The following is a 19478-nucleotide window of genomic DNA, read 5'->3' as shown; positions in this document are numbered from 1 at the left end:
AATAACTAAGGACTTATAATGAAATATCGTTAAAAAAAACGATTCTTTTTCACAGTGATAAGGTGAAATTGAGTCGTTTTTTTAATTTAAAAGAGTTCTAACTGAATTGGTTGCGGTTCTTTAGGTTGAGCAGCCCTACCCCAAAAATTCATAATATTACCGAATTGCTTATCGGTAATCCTCAAAATACTCACTTTTCCAAAAGGAGGTAATAGTTTTTTTATTCTTTTTTCATGGGCATCTGCACTTTCACTACTTGCACAATGCCGCATATATACGGAGTATTGCATCATGGTAAAACCATCTTTTAGTAAGTTTTTTCTAAATCCCGAAGCATTCTTTCGATCTTTAGCTGTATCTGTTGGTAAATCAAAAAAGACAAATAGCCACATAATTCTATAACCGTTTAGTTCCATAATTTAGGGTAATTGATTTTTTTTCTTTTACCACTATAGCATTGCTGCAAAGAACTTGCTGTTTTTTGCAAAGCAACCATTAATGTACTTTTTTCATTTTTAAAATAAACCGTTCGTGTTAACGTTTCTAATAACACAGATTTAATTTCGGTATTAAGCTCCTGTTCATCATAGTGTTCCATAATAGTATATACCGCTTCATCTATAATTGGACGAAAAGGCTCCATTATATCATCAGCAAGAGCAAAAGCGTTGTATTTACTTTTATGATGTATACCCAAAGTGTTTAACAATCCACTACCAGACAACGCTCTTGCAGTCGCCGCTCTTAAAATAGCGTAGCCATAATTTAAAAAGTTGTTTGGGTAATTTCCAAAACGCTCGCGTTTAAATTCTATATCAAAAAAAGATTTCCAGTAAAACTTAGCTGCTACAGCTTCCATGTTAGTAGTATCTCCACTAAGAACTTTACTAGCTAAAAAATCAAGTTTATTTTTCCTTTTTGTAATTTGCTGTAATAATATGCCCTGATTTTTAATTTTTTCAACAATTGTTTGTTGCCAAAGTTGTTTTTTTAAAGGTACACTAGCCGCTATTTGATGTTTAAAAACATCTTGTTGAATATGGTGACTATTAAGGTTTAGAAACATCCCATTTGGCAAATGGCTTTTACTACATGTAATTACGGATGCGTTATTTTCAATTAATAAATTTAGTGCCGTGATACTTATATAAATTTCAGGGTTATCTATAACAACAAAACCAATATCTTCAATTGGAACTAAACCATCTCTTGCGTCAGATTTAATTACTAATTGGTAATTTCTGGTTGTTATTGAGCACTTATTCGAGAATAACAATGTTTTTTTTAGCATAGCAAATTATTTAAAAATTATAGCTAACTAACAAAACAGCAGGGAATTACTAAATTAATAAATTAGTTTTTAAAAAACTAAAATTCTTTGAATATCTCACCAGAAAAACAATACCTAAAGCATTAATAATCAATAAAAAAGGCACAATAGCTTAGTACCATTGTGCCCTAAAAGGAATAACTGAAACAAATTGATATTATCTATGTAAGTTTTTCTGTTTTAAATAAGATAATAACTCCTCCGGTAAATCTGTTTGTATAACATTTACATATCGCTTTTCTAAAAGCCTATCAAACCCGGAGTTTTTCTTATTCTTCTCCATATCGTCATATTTACCAAGTGAATTTATCCAAACTCTAGATCCTTGTTGAATCATTTTTTCCATGAGAGTCGCTTTGTAGAATCCAGCATCTATGTGAGTTATATAAATACTATCATACTTAAAAATTCTTTTTACATCTCTTTTACTATAAGCTCTAGGCATAATTTTTACTTTAGAATTTATATTTCGTAATAATGGAATCTTCTCGTAATCGTATAAATAAAACAAAATTTGATCTTCCATTCCATATTCTTTAATTAAAGCATAAGTCTTACTAATAGCGTCCACACTACTCGCCTTAAAATCTACATCAATTAGAATTTTCCCTTTAGTAACTTTCAAAACATCTTCAAAACTTGGAATTTTTTCACTAGTCTCTTTTTCTTTAAATAAAAGGTTTAAGTTTTGTAAATAATTCCAGTTTAATTCATCCACTTTACCTTTTCCGTTAGTAGTTCTATCCACTGTACTGTCATGCATTATTATTATTTCACCATCTTTAGTTTGCCTAATATCTAATTCGACAATATCAACTCCTAAACGAATACATTCTTCTATCGCTTTTATAGAGTTTTCAGGATATTCTTGATGAGCTGCTCTATGTGACGCTACCAGTACATTTTTATTGTCATGAAAATCAATAAGAATACTGTCTACTCTGGTGGTTTGTGCTTGAATTTCAAAGTCTAAAAAAAGACAGAATAGCACCAGTACTTTTGAAATTATTATAATTTTAGTATTTTTCATTTATTTATGTTCATTATTAAATGTCTACGTCAATTCCATAAACACTTCATTATTCTTTTATAAAATCGCTTTTAAATCTCATGAATTCCTGACTTTCAGGATCATTAATTACTTTCTTAGTACCATCCTCTTTTTTTATTAGATGAAAGCTATCATATACGCTTCCCATTGGGGTGTATGAATCGTACTTTAAAGTGTCTCCTTCTATTGTTATTATCTGAAAAAGCTGAGTAAATTCCCCGCGCTTAACCATCCAATCTTGATTCTGAGATTCATACATTTTAGGACCACTAACAGAAACAGCATAAATAGCTCCTGCTTCTTCAACTACTGTTTTTCCTAAACCTTCGTTCGAAGCATAACCTCTGGCGTAAGTATGATCGTGCCCTTGTAAAACCAAATCAACATTATATTTATCTATTAAAGGCTTTAAACCTTCTCTTAACTCTTTATTATCTCTTCCTTTTTTAGTTGAATAAATTGGGTAATGCATTGTAATGGTTATCCATTTTTTAGTATTGCTTGCTAAAACAGAATCTAACCATTTTATTTGTTGGTTTCGTGAGTACTCACTATTAATAAAACTTTGTGCATCAATAGAAATCAATTTCATACTTTGATACTCTAAAGCATAACAAGTTTCTTTAAGCTCTTCTATAGGTGCATTTTCAGGCAATGTAAATTGTGGTTTCCATAAGGCTGATAATTTCTTTCGTTCTACAGTTTTATCATATTCATGATTTCCAGGCGTCATGACACTAGGTACTGTTGCATGTATAAAACTCCCCGCATAAAACCACTCTCCCCATTCTCTATCTGATTCACTATGATTAATTAAATCTCCAGCATGTAGCATAAAATCGACTTCTGGCATCATTTTGTATGATTTACGAAGAACTCTAGACCACATAGATTTCACATCGTTTTGCGCATCTCCAAAATAAATAAAACTAAAAGGTTCGCTTTTGTTTGATGAAGGCGTTTTTATTTGAAACCATTCGCTCCAAGTATCATTGTTTTTATTCCCATCACCAACTCTATACACGTAATTAGTGCCTGGTTTTAAGTTATTAATAATTGCAGAATGATATGCCGCTTTTACCAAAGGTTCTTGGTCTCTAATATTTTCTACAGCTATGAATTCTGTTTTAGCAGTAAATTGTTGCTTGTTTTTATCTAGTAAAAAATCTGGTCCATGAGTTTCTTCTGCTACCTGTACGTATGCAGTATCAACCTGTTGGTTTGTTCTCCAGTTAACAGCAAAACTATGATTAGCGTCTTCCGTTAAACTCACAATTATTCTATCAGGAGTTTTTGATGGAAAAATAAGTTTATGTGCATCTACCTCGGACATTGATGAATATTGCGAATGGAAATGTTCATGATCTTCATCATGAGAATTGGATTCTTTATTTGCTGTTTTACATGATAATAAACCTAAAACGGCCATAAGAACAAAAACACTTTTTTTCATGATTTAATTTTTAATTAACAACCAGAAAACTCTTAAATTTTCTGGTTGTTTATAATTATCAAAATAACAATATGTTATTTATGATTTATTTTTAATATCCAATATTTTGAGGGAATTCAACGGTGCTTAAATCTATTTGCGCTTGTGGAATTGGACGTAATTGGTGATAGTCTTTTATATTAGGAGCCCCATTAGGATTATATAATTTCACCCGTTCTAACAACTTTCCTGTTCTTGCTAAATCCATCCACCTCAATTCTTCACCACCTAACTCCAATGCTCTTTCGTCTAGTATGGTATCAATATTCATATCTTCAGCTTTAATTTGGGTCATACTTAAGCTTGGTTTAGCTGCTCTATTTCTAACAATATTTACAAAACCTGCAGCTTCCTCTTGCTTTCCTTGAAGCACAAGAGCTTCTGCTACTATTAAATAAGTTTCAGACAATCGAAACACAAAAAAATCTCTAAACCCTGCTTTATCTTGAAAGCTTGCTCTAGTAGGATCATCGTGTTTTTTCATACCCCAATGCATTTTATCAATATTAGGAGCTACAAAGGAGAAAACATTAGGTTCTATTTCCCACTCCACCATCTCGCCTAAGTTTTTGCCTTCGGGAAGTGTTTCCGCTTTATTATAATACCAGTTATATCGAAAAGTAGCATCGAATCTTGAGTCATTTTCTTCAAAAAGGTTTCTAAAAAATTCTGTAGGTCTAAATCTAGTATATGGACGACCTCCTTGTGTAACATCACGAGTTAAACCAGCAAATTGATCATAGGCCGGAGTAAAAAACAAATGCCCCTGATTACCGTCTCCATTATTTAATGCATCATTTAAATATTGAACGGCAAAAATTATTTCAGTATTCACTTGATTATCATAATCAAAAACATCTGAATACCGATTTTGAAGCTGATATGGAGCGTCATTTATAACGGTTTTGCCAGCCGCTTCAGCCCCTTGATAATCTTCCAATAACAATAAAATTCTTGCTAATTGATGTAAAGCAGCCCCCTTTGTAACCCTCCCGTAATCAGCTGTTGTAAATTTTAAATTATCAACAGCAAATTGAGTATCCTCCTTCATAAACTCCCAAATCGTTCTTTTATCCGTGGGTAAATCTTCAGTGTTCACCCCTTTAGTCCCCCCTTCTCTTAACACCACATCACCGTATTGCAACGAAAGCCAATAGTAATAATGTGCCCGTAAAAAACGTACTTCTGCTTTGTAAATATTTTTTTGATCTTCGGATAAGTCTTCAACCTCATCAATTCTATCTAAAACAGTATTCGCAGCATTTATACCAGCATAACAATAAGTCCATATTCTATAAAAATAAGTTTCTGTTGAATTCAATTCAGAAGAATAGGTGTCCATAAATTTAGCACCTCCATCTTTTCCGTGCTGAAAAAGATCTGTTCCAAAAGTCGTTACCGAAAACCCTTCTTGAGTACCATATATACTTCTTAATGAAGCATAAACACCATTTACACCATCCCTTATTCCTGAAGCTGTACTAAAAATTGAGTTAGGTGCAGCTTCAGACAAAGGCTTTTCCTCTAAGCTACATCCATTAATAAAAAAAACGGATAAGCTAATTACTAAATAATAAAGTCTTTTATTCATTTGAAATACTATTTAAAAATTAATATTTACACCAAGAGCAATTGTCTTAGTTGATGGATACAATGCTCGCTCTCCATTAGATTCAAACTCAGGATCAAAACCTTCATAGTTTGTAATTGTAAATGGATTTTCGGCTGTAAAATTGAAAGTTAAACCTGTAAGGTTAATCTGTTTTAACACCTCTTCTGGAATAGAATAACTGAGCATTAAATTTCTAACTCTAACAAAACTGACATCTTTATACGTAAGAGTTGAACCTAAATAAACACTTTCTTGACTTACGTTAGGTCTTGGATTTTCATTAGTTGGGTTTTCTGGTGTCCAATAATCAACATCAAGGTTATTATAACGTCCTGCTAATCTGTTATTATTACCATAAAACTCCGAACTTATTAAATTGTTTTGTCTTGTTTGCATTACTACTGAAAGTAAAAAACCTTTGTAAGAAAACCGCTGAGTCATTCCTGCTATCCATTTTGGAGTAGGAGAACCTAAAACAACTCTATCATTCGCATCTATAGCTTTATCTCCATTTATATCTTCAACTTTTATTTGTCCCGGTTCAAATCCAAAAGATGCCGCTTCATCTGCCTCATCTAGTTGCCAAATACCAACTTTTCGATAATCATAGAAAACATTTATAGGTTGACCTATAAACCATAGATTACCAATATCATCCTTACCATCACCATAAATTTGAGTAATTTTATTTTTATTAGTTGAAAAAGTAAAATCTGCTTCCCATCTAAAATCTTTTGATGATAAAATATTATTTAAAGATAAATTAACCTCTACCCCTGTATTTCTAGTAGAACCTATATTTTCTAAAACTGTTGTAAAACCAGAACTCGTAGGCAAACTTCTAGGCAGCAATAAATCTTGTGTATCAGCTTTATAATAATTCAAACTACCAGTTAAATTCCGGTTCCAAACTTCAAAATCTAAACCAAAGTTAGTTTGTTTTGTTGTTTCCCATTTCAATTCAGGATTAGAAATTGAACCGGGGCTAAACCCTGGAGCAGCATTATTTCCAAAAGCATAATAGCTCTTATTTAAAGTGCTAAAGGTTTGATATGGTTCTATCGCCGTATTCCCTGTTTCGCCATAACTCACTCTAAACTTTAAATCAGATATAATTTCGTTTGGCACATTAAAAAAGTCTTCTTTAGATAACCTCCAGCCTATAGCTGCAGAAGGAAAAAAGCCCCATTTGTTACCTTCTGAAAACCTAGAAGATCCATCGGCACGGCCTGTTAACGTGAATAAATAACGTTGATCAAATTGATAGTTAAATCTTGCTGTATAAGATAGCAACCTCCATTTTTGATGATTACTTCCAATACTTGTCACCTCTCCTGCTGACCCTAAATTATTATAAGTTTGAGAATCATATGGTAAGTTTTTAACATTAGTATAATTAGTTTTCTGTATCTGGTTCTGATAACTCTGAACTAACGTTGTTGATATTGAATGCTTATCACCTAAATCGGGATTGTAATTTAAAATATTCTCAATTACTAATGATGTAACATCGGCATTACTAGTACCTGCAGTAGAAGCTCCTCCTTGATTATTGGTTGTATTGCTGCCATAAAAGTACCCGGTTTTATTAAATTGAAGATCAGGACCTATATTTAACCTATAACTTAAATTATCCAGTAATTTATATTCGGCAAACAAACTAGCAAAAACTCTAGTTTTAAAATTATCACTAAGAGAATTATCTATATCTGATAAGGGATTTACGCGTTGACTTTCATCATTTGTGGGTCTAAACAAAACCTCATTATCTTCTCCATACGCCCATCCTAAAGGATTTAGCCTCAAAACATTATCAAATAAATCGTTTTGAGTTATATTTTGTTTTGTTCTACTTATAAAAGAAGATACCCCAAACTTAATTTTATCACTAATTTGATGATCAAGATTTACTCTAATAGACGCTCGTTCAAATTTCGAGTTCTCTACAATTCCTTGTTCTTTAAAATAATTTAGAGAAGTGCTAAACTGGGTACTTTCACTTCCTCCCATTATACCTAATTGATGATTTTCTTTACTACCATTTCCGTATATTAACTTTTGCCAATCAGTTTCCCTACCTTCTTTAAGAGACTCTAATGCTATATTATCAAAAATAGTACTATCATCAGGATAAGTTCCATTACCGCTAACTGTTCTCTCAGCCTCTCTTCTCAAACTAGCAAACTCTTCACCGTTCATTAAATCGAGATGATTAATCACTGATGTTTGTCCGTAGTATGAAGAAAAATTTACTGATGTTTTACCTGTAACACCTCGTTTAGTAGTTACTAAAATAACTCCGTTCGAAGCTCTTGATCCATAAATAGCTGTAGCGGAAGCATCTTTTAAAACCTCTATTGATGAAATATCATTTGGATTTATTTCATTAAGTCCCCCTATAATCGGAATACCGTCTAGAACAACTAAAGGAGAATTATCTGCTCCAATAGATCGTTGACCACGAATTCTAATAGTTACGTCTGAGCCTGGCTCATTCCCTCCATTATAAATATCTACTCCCGCGACTTTCCCTTTTAAGGCTTGTATAGCATTTGTTGATGGTACTTCAGAAATATCTGTATCTGAGACTGAAGAGATTGCTCCTGTAATATCTCTTCTTTTTTGTTTTCCATAACCCACGATTAAAACATGATCTAGTTCATTAACATCTTCAAGCAAAACAACTTCGTTATTTTCTGCTCTATTTAAAGTAACTTCTTTTGTTTTGTAACCGATGAAACTAACAATAAAAAGAGATCTTGGTTCTGAAACTACTATAGAGAATTCACCTTCAAAATTAGAAGTAGTCCCGTGGCTTGTTCCTTTCTCTACAATCGAAGCTCCCGGAAGAGGCACTCCATTAACATCACTAATTTTACCTCTTACACGCTCCTGAAATTCATTTTTTTTTATTAAAATATTATTTTCTATAATTTGATACTTAAAGCCTCCTTTTAGCCCCAAATCATTTAAAATATTAACCAGCTCAATATCATTGTAATTAATAGTATATTTAGAGTTATCTTCTATAACCCGTTCTCCAAAAGAAAAATTAATATCGTTTTCTTTTTTTAATTTTGAAAAAATAGTTGTTAGTTTAGCATTTTCTAGCTTAATGCTTATTTTTAATTCTAATATATTTTTAGAGTTATTCCCATAACTAGTAATAGGAATTAAACTTATTATAATAAATAGTATAATTAACTTAGACAAGTAATTTTTAAATTTCATTTTAAGTGTTGTTTTGTTATATATTTCGACGCTTTTACCGGAAGAGTCTGTGACCGCAGACTCTTCCTTTTTTTTGCTTAATTCTATTTTATTTCTATCATATTGTTTTCTTTTAAGGTTAGTTTTAATTCGCTTATGTAATTAATTTTTTCCAGCAAGCTTTCTAAGCTTTCATTTCTCTTTATTGTTACAGAAATTTGTACATTTTCTGAGTTCTTATTTAAAAATGTAATTTGAGTATTATAATTTTCCCTTATAAAATCTGTTAATTCCTTCATAGTAACCTTGTCTAAATAAGTAGTCTCATTAAACCATGAGATAAAGAACTCATGCGGTATTTTTTTAGTTAAGAAAGACTTTGTGACTGTCCTATATTTAGTTTGTTCGTTCGGTTTTAGCCTAACGGAATGATTCGCATCAAAAACTTCTACTAAGCCAGTTGCGACGGTGACCTTAATAACAGAATCATTCTCTGAAATATTAAAACTAGTACCTAATACTTTTGTATTCAAATCTTGAGTTTTAACGATAAAAGGCTTTTTCTCATTCCTTTTTATTTCAAAAAAACCTTCTCCAATTAAATCCAAATGCCTAGTTCCATTAAAATCATTATTATATTTTAACTCACTATTTTTATTAAGAATAACTATGCTACCATCTATCAAAGTCACTTTTTTAAATTGATCTGACCTATTAGATACACTTAAAATTCCTGAGTTATTTTGTTGTTTTAAGAACAAAAAACTACCTAGCCCAATAAGCAGGACAATAGAAGCAGCCACCCCAATTTTAAAAATACGTTTTGGTTTAACTTCTTTCTTAATAGCACGATACATGCTTTTTTTTACATGTTTTTTTTCTAACTCACTTAAAAAAATATCACTTTTAGATTCTTTAATAGCCTCTTCTTCATAAGCTATTAATAAAGCCTCCTCTTCCTCAGTAATTGTTTTATTTAAAAATTTATCCAAAAGGATTTCAAATTCTTCTTTAGTCATAATAAAGTATCTATAGGTATATACCACAATAGGTAGTGCGCACGTAAAAAGAAAATGAATCTTTACGTTAAGTTAATATTGAAGTTATTTAAAGGAATAAAACAGCAATCAAAACAAGCTCCCTAAAAGCCTATTTCACTTTTAATGCTTCTAATTGCCAAAGAAATTTGAGTTTCAACAGTTCGCTTTGAAATACCCAACTTTTGAGATATCTCGTAATTATTAAGTTCGCTGTAACGACTTAAAGTAAAAACTTGTTGACGCTTTTTGGGTAAATTATCAATTGCCTTATCGATACTTTTTTGTGTCTCTTTCAGTTGCAGATCATTTAATACCCCACCGGTATGTGGAGCTTTAATCATATCTAACAAATCTACATTTGCTTTAAGCTTACTATCTCTTAGCTCCTTGTAAACTCTGAAACGAATAGCTTTAATTAGATAAGCTTCTATATTAGTACTTTCAATACTTAATCGCCTCTCCCAAAAATCAATAAAAACCTCTTGAACGAGGTCTTTAGATAAGTCTTTATTTTTTAATAATGAAAATGCAAGAGCATACATACGTTCCCATAGTCTATTATAGAGTATAGTAAAGGCCGACTCATCAGAGTTTTTAATCTTGTACATTAATTCTTTAAAAAAATTAATATTATTAGACTGTCTTTGCATGTAACAAATCAAATCAAAATTAAAAGAACCTAGATTACGAAAAAGTAAAGAATTTGTTAAGAAGCTTTTCCAGGTACATTATTAAATAGTAGTATAAACTATGCTTCCTGGTTTATTTAAAATATTACTCACTACAGCGCTCGGTCATAATTTTATGTTTGTTTTTAACATAAATTTGCTCCAACGTCTTAATTGTTTCTTTCTCAGTCGGAGCGATTACTAGTCTAGCCAAACATAATCGCTATCCGGAAACACAAACAACTTAATATTACTAACATTTTCTGCTTTATAAAAAACTTATTAGTTTTTCATTATCAAATAACCAGTTATAAATTCATTTTATGATGAAAAACTCAAATTTAGCGTCAAACAAACGTTCGTTTGACGCTAAATTAAATAACACTTACAGTAAAGCTATTCCTGTTTTTTAAAGAACTCCTGGTAAACAATTGTTGTATATAACTTATTATTTAAACTCAACTAAAAATCACATTTAAAATGTAAAAACTCTGTTTTTAAAATTTATAGTATACCTAGTAACCTCTTTTTTGTTAAAATAAAATTTAAATGTTAGATCTTTTTTCAATTTGAACTACTGTTTCTAAAAGATTAACCAATAACTAACATAAACTAAAATTAATAATTACTTAACGAAGAATTTCAATTTCCATAAATCTCTTTTCCTAATTTTCACAAAAATTCTACTAAAGTGAGATTAAGTGACAAAGACGATACTCAACTATTAATACTTATCAAAAAAGGAAATGAGATGGCTTTTAATCAGCTATATAATATATACTGGAAAAGGCTTTTTTCATACTCTCTAAACATCCTTAATGATAAAGGCTTAGCGGAAGACGTCATACATGAAATATTCACTAATATTTGGATAAAAAGAGAATCTCTAAAAATCACATCTTTTGAAAATTATTTATTTGTTTCTGCTAAGAATAGATCAATCTCTCTGCTTAGAAAAGCTCAATTCACTGAATTAGATGAAAAAATATTAAATAATCTATCTTTTTCTCCTGAAATAGACGAAGCTATAAACGGTAAAGATTTAAAAATTCTAATCGAAAATGCTGCTAAAGACCTCCCTAATAGATGTAGAGACATATTTTTTATGAGCCGTTACGATGACTATTCCAACATAGAAATTGCTAACTACTTTAAAATATCTCAACGAACTGTAGAAAACCAACTTTATCTAGCTTTAAAACATTTAAGAGCAGTAATAGATAAGGCTACCGGTATCTTACTAATTTTTTCGTTTATCCAGTAGTTTACCATTTTGTTTCCTCAATATTATCTATAGGTTAAATAAGGTTTTTTGCAATTATTTCTATGTGAGAACTTTAATAGTTCTGCGTCTTGCTAATGTAAAAAGGTACTATGACTAAAAATGAGTTTTTAAAATTAGCTAAAAAACACCAAAAAGGTGAATGCTCTGAAAGAGAAAAAAACATACTGTTCTCTTTTTGTGAAAAAGCACAATTTAAAGATTTAATAAGCACTTGGAATATCTCTGAAGAAGATAAAACTAGAATGGAGACATTAAGAAGAATAAAATCCACAATAAGATTTCATGAAACTAGAAAACAAAAAAAGAAATATTACACACAAATAAAAACAATTGCTGCTGTCTTTCTAGGGTTAATGATTACAAGTTATCTGTATTTACATCATATTCAAAATTCACTAACAAATATACCAACTAACGCTATAACTTTAGAGTTAGAGGATGGTTCAATAAAAGTTATCGATGAAAACCTAAAAACAAACTCCTTTTTAAACAAAGCAGGAAGTCTAATAGGAACTCAAAAAGGTAAACGCTTAGTATATGAAAAAGGCATATCTATAAAAGATGTAGCCTATAACACACTCAAAGTTCCCTATGGTAAAAGATTTGAAATAGAGCTATCTGATGGAACTTCGGTTTACTTAAACGCTGGAACATCTATAAAATATCCTGTTAAATTTTTGAATGGTATGGACAGACAAGTTTTTATTACAGGCGAAGCTTATTTTAAAGTTGCCAAAGATAGTGTCCGTCCCTTTATTGTAAATGCAGATCAGCTGAATGTAAAAGTATTAGGTACAGAGTTCAATGTTCAAGCATATTCAGAAGATAATATTTCCGAGATTGTTTTAGTAGAAGGCTCTGTTGCCTTATATGACGACAGACAAAACCAAGATTCTCAAACCGTTTTAAAACCAGGCTATAAAGCAAGTTTTAATCGATTGAACAATCAAATTGAAACTAAAACGGTACGAACAAATATTTATACCTCTTGGATAAACGGTGAACTGGTTTTTAGAAATATGACTTTTGAGAATATCTTAAAAAAATTGGAACGCTATTATGATATAGATATTGTAAACAACAATAGTAAACTCTCTAAAGCAGTATTAAATGCCAGTTTTGGAAACGAATCTATTGATGTGATTTTAGAAAGCTTAAAAGAAAATTATAACATAACCTATTCCATAACTGGAAACAAAATAATTATTAACTAACATATAATACCCCTAAGGCCAATGCATTAAAAAAACAGAACAAAACACACAGAAAAATGTCACTGATAAAAACAAAAAACCGGAAAATGTTACGAGCATTTCCCGATTATAAAACAGTGATTAAATAAAATATAACCACATCAAGACTATAAAAGTATGAAAAAAAAATTTACTAAAACAAATAGAAGCCCCTATCACATGGGGAAATTCGATTTAAAAATGAAACTAACCACCCTATTCTTTTTATTCACATTATTTACATTACAAGCCAAGGAATCTTATGCACAGCGCACCAAAGTTTCCTTAAGCCTTGAAAATGTTTCTATAAGTGAATTTATAGACGAAGTAGAAAGCACATCCGAATTTCGTTTTATTTACAAAGTAAAAGATGTTGACCTTAAAAGAACAATCTCTTTAAATGCAAAAAACGAAAATATAGCATCTGTATTAGAACTTATTTTTAAAGACACCGATGTTACTTTTAATTTTAAAGACCGTTTAGTGTATTTAGTAAAACAAAAACAAGCTAAAACACAGATCAACGAGCAGAGTATCATTATAGAAAAACAGACCTTATCTGGTAAAGTATTTGATGAAAATAACGTGCCTTTACCAGGAGCAAGTATTATAGAGCAAGGCACCTCTAATGGTGTGACTACAGATTTTGATGGAAATTTCTCTATCTCATTAAATTCCTCTAATGCCGTTATTGTGATATCCTATGTAGGTTATGAAACTCAGGAAATATTAGTTGGAAACCAAACACAACTTAATATCCAATTAAAGCAAGACACCTCTCTTTTGGGAGAAGTTCTTATTGTGGGATATACTGCTGAAAATCGTAAAAACGTTACAGCATCGGTCGCTTCTATTTCTCCAGCGGACATTAACACAAAACCTGTGGCAAATGTTGCCGAAATGCTAGAAGGTCGCCTTCCTGGTATTCAAATTATGAGTGACAACAGTCCAGGAGGAGGAACTTCTATTAGAGTACGCGGTTTTAGTACCATTAATAATAACGACCCGCTAGTAGTTGTAGACGGTGTACCGGTTTCAAACGGATTAGACGGCATAAACCCTACTGATATTGAAACCGTACAAGTTTTAAAAGATGCCGCATCATCTTCTATTTATGGATCTCGTGCAGCAAATGGAGTGGTAGTAATCACCACTAAAAAAGGAAGTACAAAAGGGAGTTTTGAAACCACATTAGATATTTATAATGGGTTACAATCCACCTTTAACCTTCCAAAAACTCTAAACGCACAACAATACGGCGATTTACTGTGGCAAGCATCAATAAACGATGGAAAAACACCTAGCAGCGATATTTATGGTAATGACCCCAATACTGCAACTATACCTAATTTTTTAAATGCAGAACAAACCATTCCTAGTGCCGATGTAAATTGGATTAAGGAAATTATGCAAGTCGCACCTGTTCAATCATACAATTTAACCATGTCTAAAGGTGATGCAAAATCACAACAATCCTTTGGGATAGGCTATTACAATCAAGAAGGTGTTATTAAAAATACGGGATACGAGCGTTATTCAGTACGTTTAAACTCAAGCTATAAGGTGTCCAATTTTTTAACTATTGGAGAAAACTTTACGACATCCTACAAAGAGCGTGTATCGGTAGGAACAAACTCGGCCTTAGGAAGTATTGTTTATAATGCCCTTCAATTTCCATCTATAATTCCTGTTAAAGATATAAACGGAAATTTTGCAGGTAATCCCATAAACGATTTACAAAATCCACTAGGTGATTTAGACCGCGATAAGGATAACGCAGATAAAAGCATTCAGGCTATTGGTAATATATTTGCAAGTATTGAACTTGGTGATTTTAACGCTAAAACATCTTTAGGCATTGATTACCAAAGCAATAACTCTAGAGATTTCTCTCCTATTTACGATGAAATTTTAGCACAGAACAACACAAATTCACTTAGTACTAGTAATAGCTTTAATTACCAGTTAATTTGGACAAACACCTTAAATTATTCTAAAAAATTAGGACTACATAACATCAATGTGCTTTTAGGTCAAGAAGCCATAAAGTATTATTATGAAGGTTTTGGAGCATCCAGACAAAATTTTCTATATGAAGACCTAAATTTTAGATATTTAAGCAATGGTACCGAAAATCAATTAAATTATGGAGATGCTAATGAGTGGGCTTTAAGTTCTTATTTTGCTCAAGCCCGATATAACTACGATGAAAAATATCTTTTTACAGCAACCGTAAGACGAGATGGTACATCAAGATTAGCAAATAATAACTACGGTACATTTCCAGCATTTTCTGCAGGTTGGCGTATAGATAGAGAAGATTTTATCGATCTAGGCGATGCCTTTTCTTCTTTCTTAATACGTGCAAGTTGGGGACAAACTGGGAATCAGCAACTACCGTCTTACTCTACCGTTGACAGTTATACGAACAATAATGCTAATTCAGATTATGCTATTGGAGGTGGTCAAAATTCAGTGAGTACCGGTCTAACCCAAACCCGTGTAGCCAATCCAGATTTAAAATGGGAAACCACAACAGGAACAACTATTGGTGTCGATTTAGGGTTTTGGAATGACAAATTAGAACTATCTGCAGAATACTACACAAAAAAAACAGATGATATTTTAATTTACAATATTATCCCTCTTACCTATGGAGGCACCAATGATGGTCAATGGATTAATGATGGAAAAATGGAAAATAAAGGTTTTGAATTGAACCTTAATTACAGTGATAAAATTAATGATTTTGGTTATGCTGTGGGCCTTAATTTCACAACCTATAAAAATGAACTTACAGAATTAGACAATGTGCCATTTTTAGGTATACCGAGTTCATCACTGCACTCTGTGAATTTTGATCAAGAAGTTTCAAGAAGTGCCGTTGGACAACCTATTGGATCTTTCTATGGCTATAAAGCTGACGGTTTATTTCAAAGTGCCCAAGAGATTGCAGATTACGGATTACAACCAAGTGCTCAACCTGGTGATATTAGATTTATTGATGTTGATGAAAACGGCGTTTTGGACGACAAGGACCGAACATTTATAGGCTCTCCACATCCCGATGTTTTGTTAGGTATGAATCTTAATTTCAACTATAAAAACCTAGATTTAGGCATGTTCTTTAATGGTAGTTTTGGTAATGATTTGTACAATTTAACAAAATATAAAACACACTTTTTCAACCAAGCAGCTTATAATAAAAATGCAGATTTATTAAATGCATGGACTCCAGAAAATGCTAGTTCTTCTATTCCTAGATTGTCTTTAGACGACCCAAACAATAACATTAGACCCTCCTCTTTCTATGTTGAAGATGGCTCTTATATTAAATTAAACATGTTGCAAATAGGGTACACTTTCAATCAATCTTTTATGAAGGATAAAAAACTTAGAATCTATGCGCAATCTACCAATGTGTTTACCATTACTAATTATAGTGGCATGAATCCTCAAATTGGTTTACAAAATTACTCCTCTGACAACAGGAATTTAGACATTGGTGTAGACCGTGGAATTTATCCACCATCACGCACATTTACATTAGGGCTTAATCTAAAATTTTAAAAAAACGTTATGAAACTTATATATAAAATTAAATACATACTTCTAATTGGTATAGCCATTCAATGCGTCTCATGTTCTAAAGATTTTTTAGAAGAGACCACCTATGGTGAAGTAGACCCCTCTGAAATTGTTAAACCAGAAAATATTGAACGTGCTATTATTTCCGCTTATAGCGTTCTAAATGGCCAATTTGATAGTGCCAGTAATGCTTATAATTCCCCAGATTCTAACTGGAGTTTTGGCGATGTTGTTTCCGATGATTGCTATAAAGGTGGTGGCGGTACTGGTGACCAAAACAATATTCACCAAATGGAAATTTATGCGACCAACCCCACAATTATTGATGTAGAACGCAAATGGTCTGCGCTTTATGAAGGGGTTAAAAGATCTAATGAAGCTATTAGATTATTAAATGCTTCTAAAGATTTTGATGCGACATTAAAAACAAAACGATTAGCTGAATTATCATTTTTAAGAGGTCATTATTATTTTGAACTAAAAAAAATATATAACAGAATTCCTTATATCGATGAAACTGCAGAAACTGTTGCAGACTATGCAAGATCGAATACAGAATTCACTTCAGATGAGTTATGGGCTAAAATTGAAGGCAATTTTCAAACCGCTTATGATGGACTTCCAGACACTCAGGAGGAATTAGGAAGACCAACTAAAATTGCGGCTAAAGCTTACTTAGCAAAATGCTATTTATTTCAAAAAAAATGGCAAAACGTGATTGACGCGACCAATGAAGTTATGTCTAGCAATTATGGTTTAATGGGAGATTTCGAGCAATTATTTTTACCAGAAAATGATAACAATAAAGAAATAATATTTGCCGTTCAGCATTCCGTTGACGATGGTCAACCCAATAACTATAACGGAAGTATTGGAGATCGACTAACTGCTCCTGGAGGCCCATTTTATTCTCAATATGGATTTCACAGACCTTCACAAAATTTAATTAATGCTTTTAAAACATCTAGTGCTGGATTACCCTTAAACGAAAACACAGATATCCTTTCTAATGATTTTGTAGACCCAAGATTAGATATTACTGTTGGACGTCCAAATATCCCTTACAAAGATTTAGGTATTCTATACGAAGAAAGTTGGGCGAGAGACTTAGCTACTTACGGTCCTTACGGTCCTAAAAAACGTATTGTTTCAGCAAACTCCTCCTACTTCGTTACCACTTGGCCCTATGTTAATGCTTTAAATTACTATATTATTAGGTACGCTGAAGTTATTTTATGGAAAGCAGAAGCAGAAATGGAGTTAGGAAATTTAGAAAATGCTAGAGCACTCGTTAACCAAATTCGTCAACGTGCTATTGATTCTGAAAAAACAAAAAACTTAGATGGCACAGCCGATGCTGCAAATTATAATATAGCAACTTACAATGAAACTTGGACCGATCCTGAAGCAGCACGAGCGGCTGTATATTTAGAAACAAGATTAGAACTCGCTATGGAAGGGCATCGTTTTTTCAATTTAGTACGTTGGGGCATTGCCAAAGATGTTATAGACGATTATCTATTAGTTGAAAAAACAAAAAGAAGTCACCTTACAAATGCCGTGTTTACTGAAGGTAAAAATGAATATTGGCCTATACCACAACGATATATTGACGGTGTACCGGAAGGCACGGTTACACAAAACAATAATTATAATTAGAAAATAAAGGAAACCCTTTCGGGTTTCCTTTTTAATATTTAAACAATGAAAAAACTTTGTATCCTTGTGTTTTTAGTTGGCTTTATAAATAGTATTGCCGCCCAAAACACCTCAGATTTCACCCCCAAATTTAGGGCATCCATATCCCATTCTAAAGTTCAAGACCAGAATTTCTATCTGTTCACTGCAATTCAGAACTCCCCAGAATTGATAGCATCTTTAGAACATCATGATAAATTAAACGCCTTTTATGAAAACAAAAAGGAACTTATCTCAGCTAGTCTAAAATCTAAGCAAATGAACACTAAATCGTTAATCGATGCTTATAAATTCTCAGATAACGACATTAAAGATATAGCTTCAATATTAAGTAAAGAAGCCACATCTAATGATGCATTAAACCTTTTAATAACAGAAAACTTACGTCCATCGGGGAAATACGAAAATTTTAAATCTTTAAGAAACCCGGAGTACATTAGTGCTGCTTGGCAACTCTGCGCCAAAGCAATCAACCAATCGCTTTCTGTTTATGGTTTAGGCGAAAAAGGCCGCTACCACACCATAGATTCGGTTTCGTATAATGTAAAAGAGAAAGATTATAAAGGCGCTTTATTTATGTGGAGTGATATGCTTATGCATAAAAAAGAAGCCCCTACACAGCTGTTTTTTCAACCCGCTTTAGATTATACTTTAGCGCTTTTATACATGAATCATAGAGATGAATCGGCAAGATATGAACCGCTAATTACAGGAGAAAACGAAAAAACAATTGCTGCTATAACTCAAATTAATTTTGATGAGTTCCCCTACTCAAACATTTTAATATTAGGAAACGGTCCTGAGAATAATAAAGATATTTTAACAGCTTTAGGTAAATTAAACCTACAATTAGGGGTTATAGAATATCAGAAAAAAAACGCGCCTATCATTATCGTTTCAGGAGGTCATGCCCACCCGTTTAGAGCACCTTTTGCAGAAGCGATAGAAATGAAAAAAGAACTCATAAACCGTTATCATATTCCAGAAAACAGAATACTAATAGACCCTTATGCACGACATACCACCACAAACCTTCGCAATGCATCTAGGCTTATTATTAACAGCGACATTCCATTAGAAAAATTAGGTCTTGTTGTTACCAATAACGGACACAGTGACTATGTTGGAGACGCTAGTTTTATTAATCGTTGTGAGAAAGAACTAGGGTATATTCCTGCTTTCATTTTAGAAAGAACCAATTCTACAACCGTAGAATACCAACCAAGAATAGAATCCTTGCACCAAAATCCATTAGACCCTTTAGATCCATAG

The 19478-nt window shown here is 32.1% G+C and carries 13 protein-coding genes; 5 read left to right on the top strand and 8 right to left on the bottom strand.

Going from position 1 to position 19478, the window contains the following annotated elements:
* Positions 1 to 86 precede the first annotated feature (86 nt).
* The 8 genes from cas2 to BM246_RS13630 all read right to left on the bottom strand — a co-directional run bounded on the left by cas2 (position 87) and on the right by BM246_RS13630 (position 10385).
* The gene (gene cas2 / locus BM246_RS13665; RefSeq protein WP_074938658.1) at positions 87 to 416 is read right to left on the bottom strand and encodes a CRISPR-associated endonuclease Cas2; all 330 of its coding nucleotides are present in this window, start codon (positions 414 to 416) and stop codon (positions 87 to 89) included.
* Positions 407 to 1291 (bottom strand): type II CRISPR-associated endonuclease Cas1, encoded by an 885-nt coding sequence (gene cas1 / locus BM246_RS13660; RefSeq protein WP_074938656.1) that lies wholly within the window; start codon positions 1289 to 1291, stop codon positions 407 to 409. The genes cas2 and cas1 overlap by 10 nt, the downstream gene beginning before the upstream one ends.
* A 196-nt stretch (positions 1292 to 1487) precedes the next feature.
* Positions 1488 to 2321, bottom strand: a complete 834-nt coding sequence (locus BM246_RS13655) for a glycerophosphodiester phosphodiesterase family protein (RefSeq protein ID WP_175489802.1) — start codon at positions 2319 to 2321, stop codon at positions 1488 to 1490.
* Between the two features lie 88 nt (positions 2322 to 2409).
* Positions 2410 to 3834, bottom strand: a complete 1425-nt coding sequence (locus BM246_RS13650) for a purple acid phosphatase family protein (RefSeq protein WP_074938650.1) — start codon at positions 3832 to 3834, stop codon at positions 2410 to 2412.
* Positions 3835 to 3925: 91 nt separating this feature from the next.
* Positions 3926 to 5464 carry a RagB/SusD family nutrient uptake outer membrane protein gene (locus tag BM246_RS13645; RefSeq protein ID WP_074938648.1) on the bottom strand — a complete coding sequence of 513 codons (1539 nt, stop codon included), beginning with the start codon at positions 5462 to 5464 and terminating at the stop codon, positions 3926 to 3928.
* Between the two features lie 12 nt (positions 5465 to 5476).
* Positions 5477 to 8716, bottom strand: a complete 3240-nt coding sequence (locus BM246_RS13640) for a SusC/RagA family TonB-linked outer membrane protein (RefSeq protein ID WP_083415816.1) — start codon at positions 8714 to 8716, stop codon at positions 5477 to 5479.
* Positions 8717 to 8799: 83 nt separating this feature from the next.
* Positions 8800 to 9714 (bottom strand): FecR family protein, encoded by a 915-nt coding sequence (locus BM246_RS13635; protein ID WP_074938646.1) that lies wholly within the window; start codon positions 9712 to 9714, stop codon positions 8800 to 8802.
* A gap of 122 nt (positions 9715 to 9836) precedes the next feature.
* Entirely contained in the window at positions 9837 to 10385 is a 549-nt protein-coding gene (locus BM246_RS13630) for an RNA polymerase sigma-70 factor (protein ID WP_074938644.1), read from the bottom strand.
* 709 nt (positions 10386 to 11094) lie between these two features.
* Between BM246_RS13630 and BM246_RS13625 the strand changes: the two genes are divergently transcribed.
* From BM246_RS13625 to BM246_RS13605, 5 genes are all read left to right on the top strand, one after another.
* The gene (locus BM246_RS13625) at positions 11095 to 11667 is read left to right on the top strand and encodes an RNA polymerase sigma factor (RefSeq protein WP_074938642.1); all 573 of its coding nucleotides are present in this window, start codon (positions 11095 to 11097) and stop codon (positions 11665 to 11667) included.
* 110 nt (positions 11668 to 11777) lie between these two features.
* Positions 11778 to 12902, top strand: a complete 1125-nt coding sequence (locus BM246_RS13620) for a FecR family protein (RefSeq protein ID WP_074938640.1) — start codon at positions 11778 to 11780, stop codon at positions 12900 to 12902.
* Positions 12903 to 13058: 156 nt separating this feature from the next.
* Positions 13059 to 16490, top strand: coding sequence for a TonB-dependent receptor (locus BM246_RS13615; RefSeq protein WP_231961861.1), 3432 nt, complete (start codon positions 13059 to 13061; stop codon positions 16488 to 16490).
* Between the two features lie 9 nt (positions 16491 to 16499).
* Positions 16500 to 18167, top strand: a complete 1668-nt coding sequence (locus BM246_RS13610) for a RagB/SusD family nutrient uptake outer membrane protein (RefSeq protein WP_074938638.1) — start codon at positions 16500 to 16502, stop codon at positions 18165 to 18167.
* 45 nt (positions 18168 to 18212) lie between these two features.
* Positions 18213 to 19478, top strand: coding sequence for a YdcF family protein (locus BM246_RS13605; protein WP_074938636.1), 1266 nt, complete (start codon positions 18213 to 18215; stop codon positions 19476 to 19478).

This window comes from Algibacter lectus (assembly GCF_900112395.1).
Lineage (GTDB): Bacteria > Bacteroidota > Bacteroidia > Flavobacteriales > Flavobacteriaceae > Algibacter > Algibacter lectus.
Note: the sequence above shows the minus strand (reverse complement) of the source record. Positions and strands in the feature narration are given on the sequence as shown.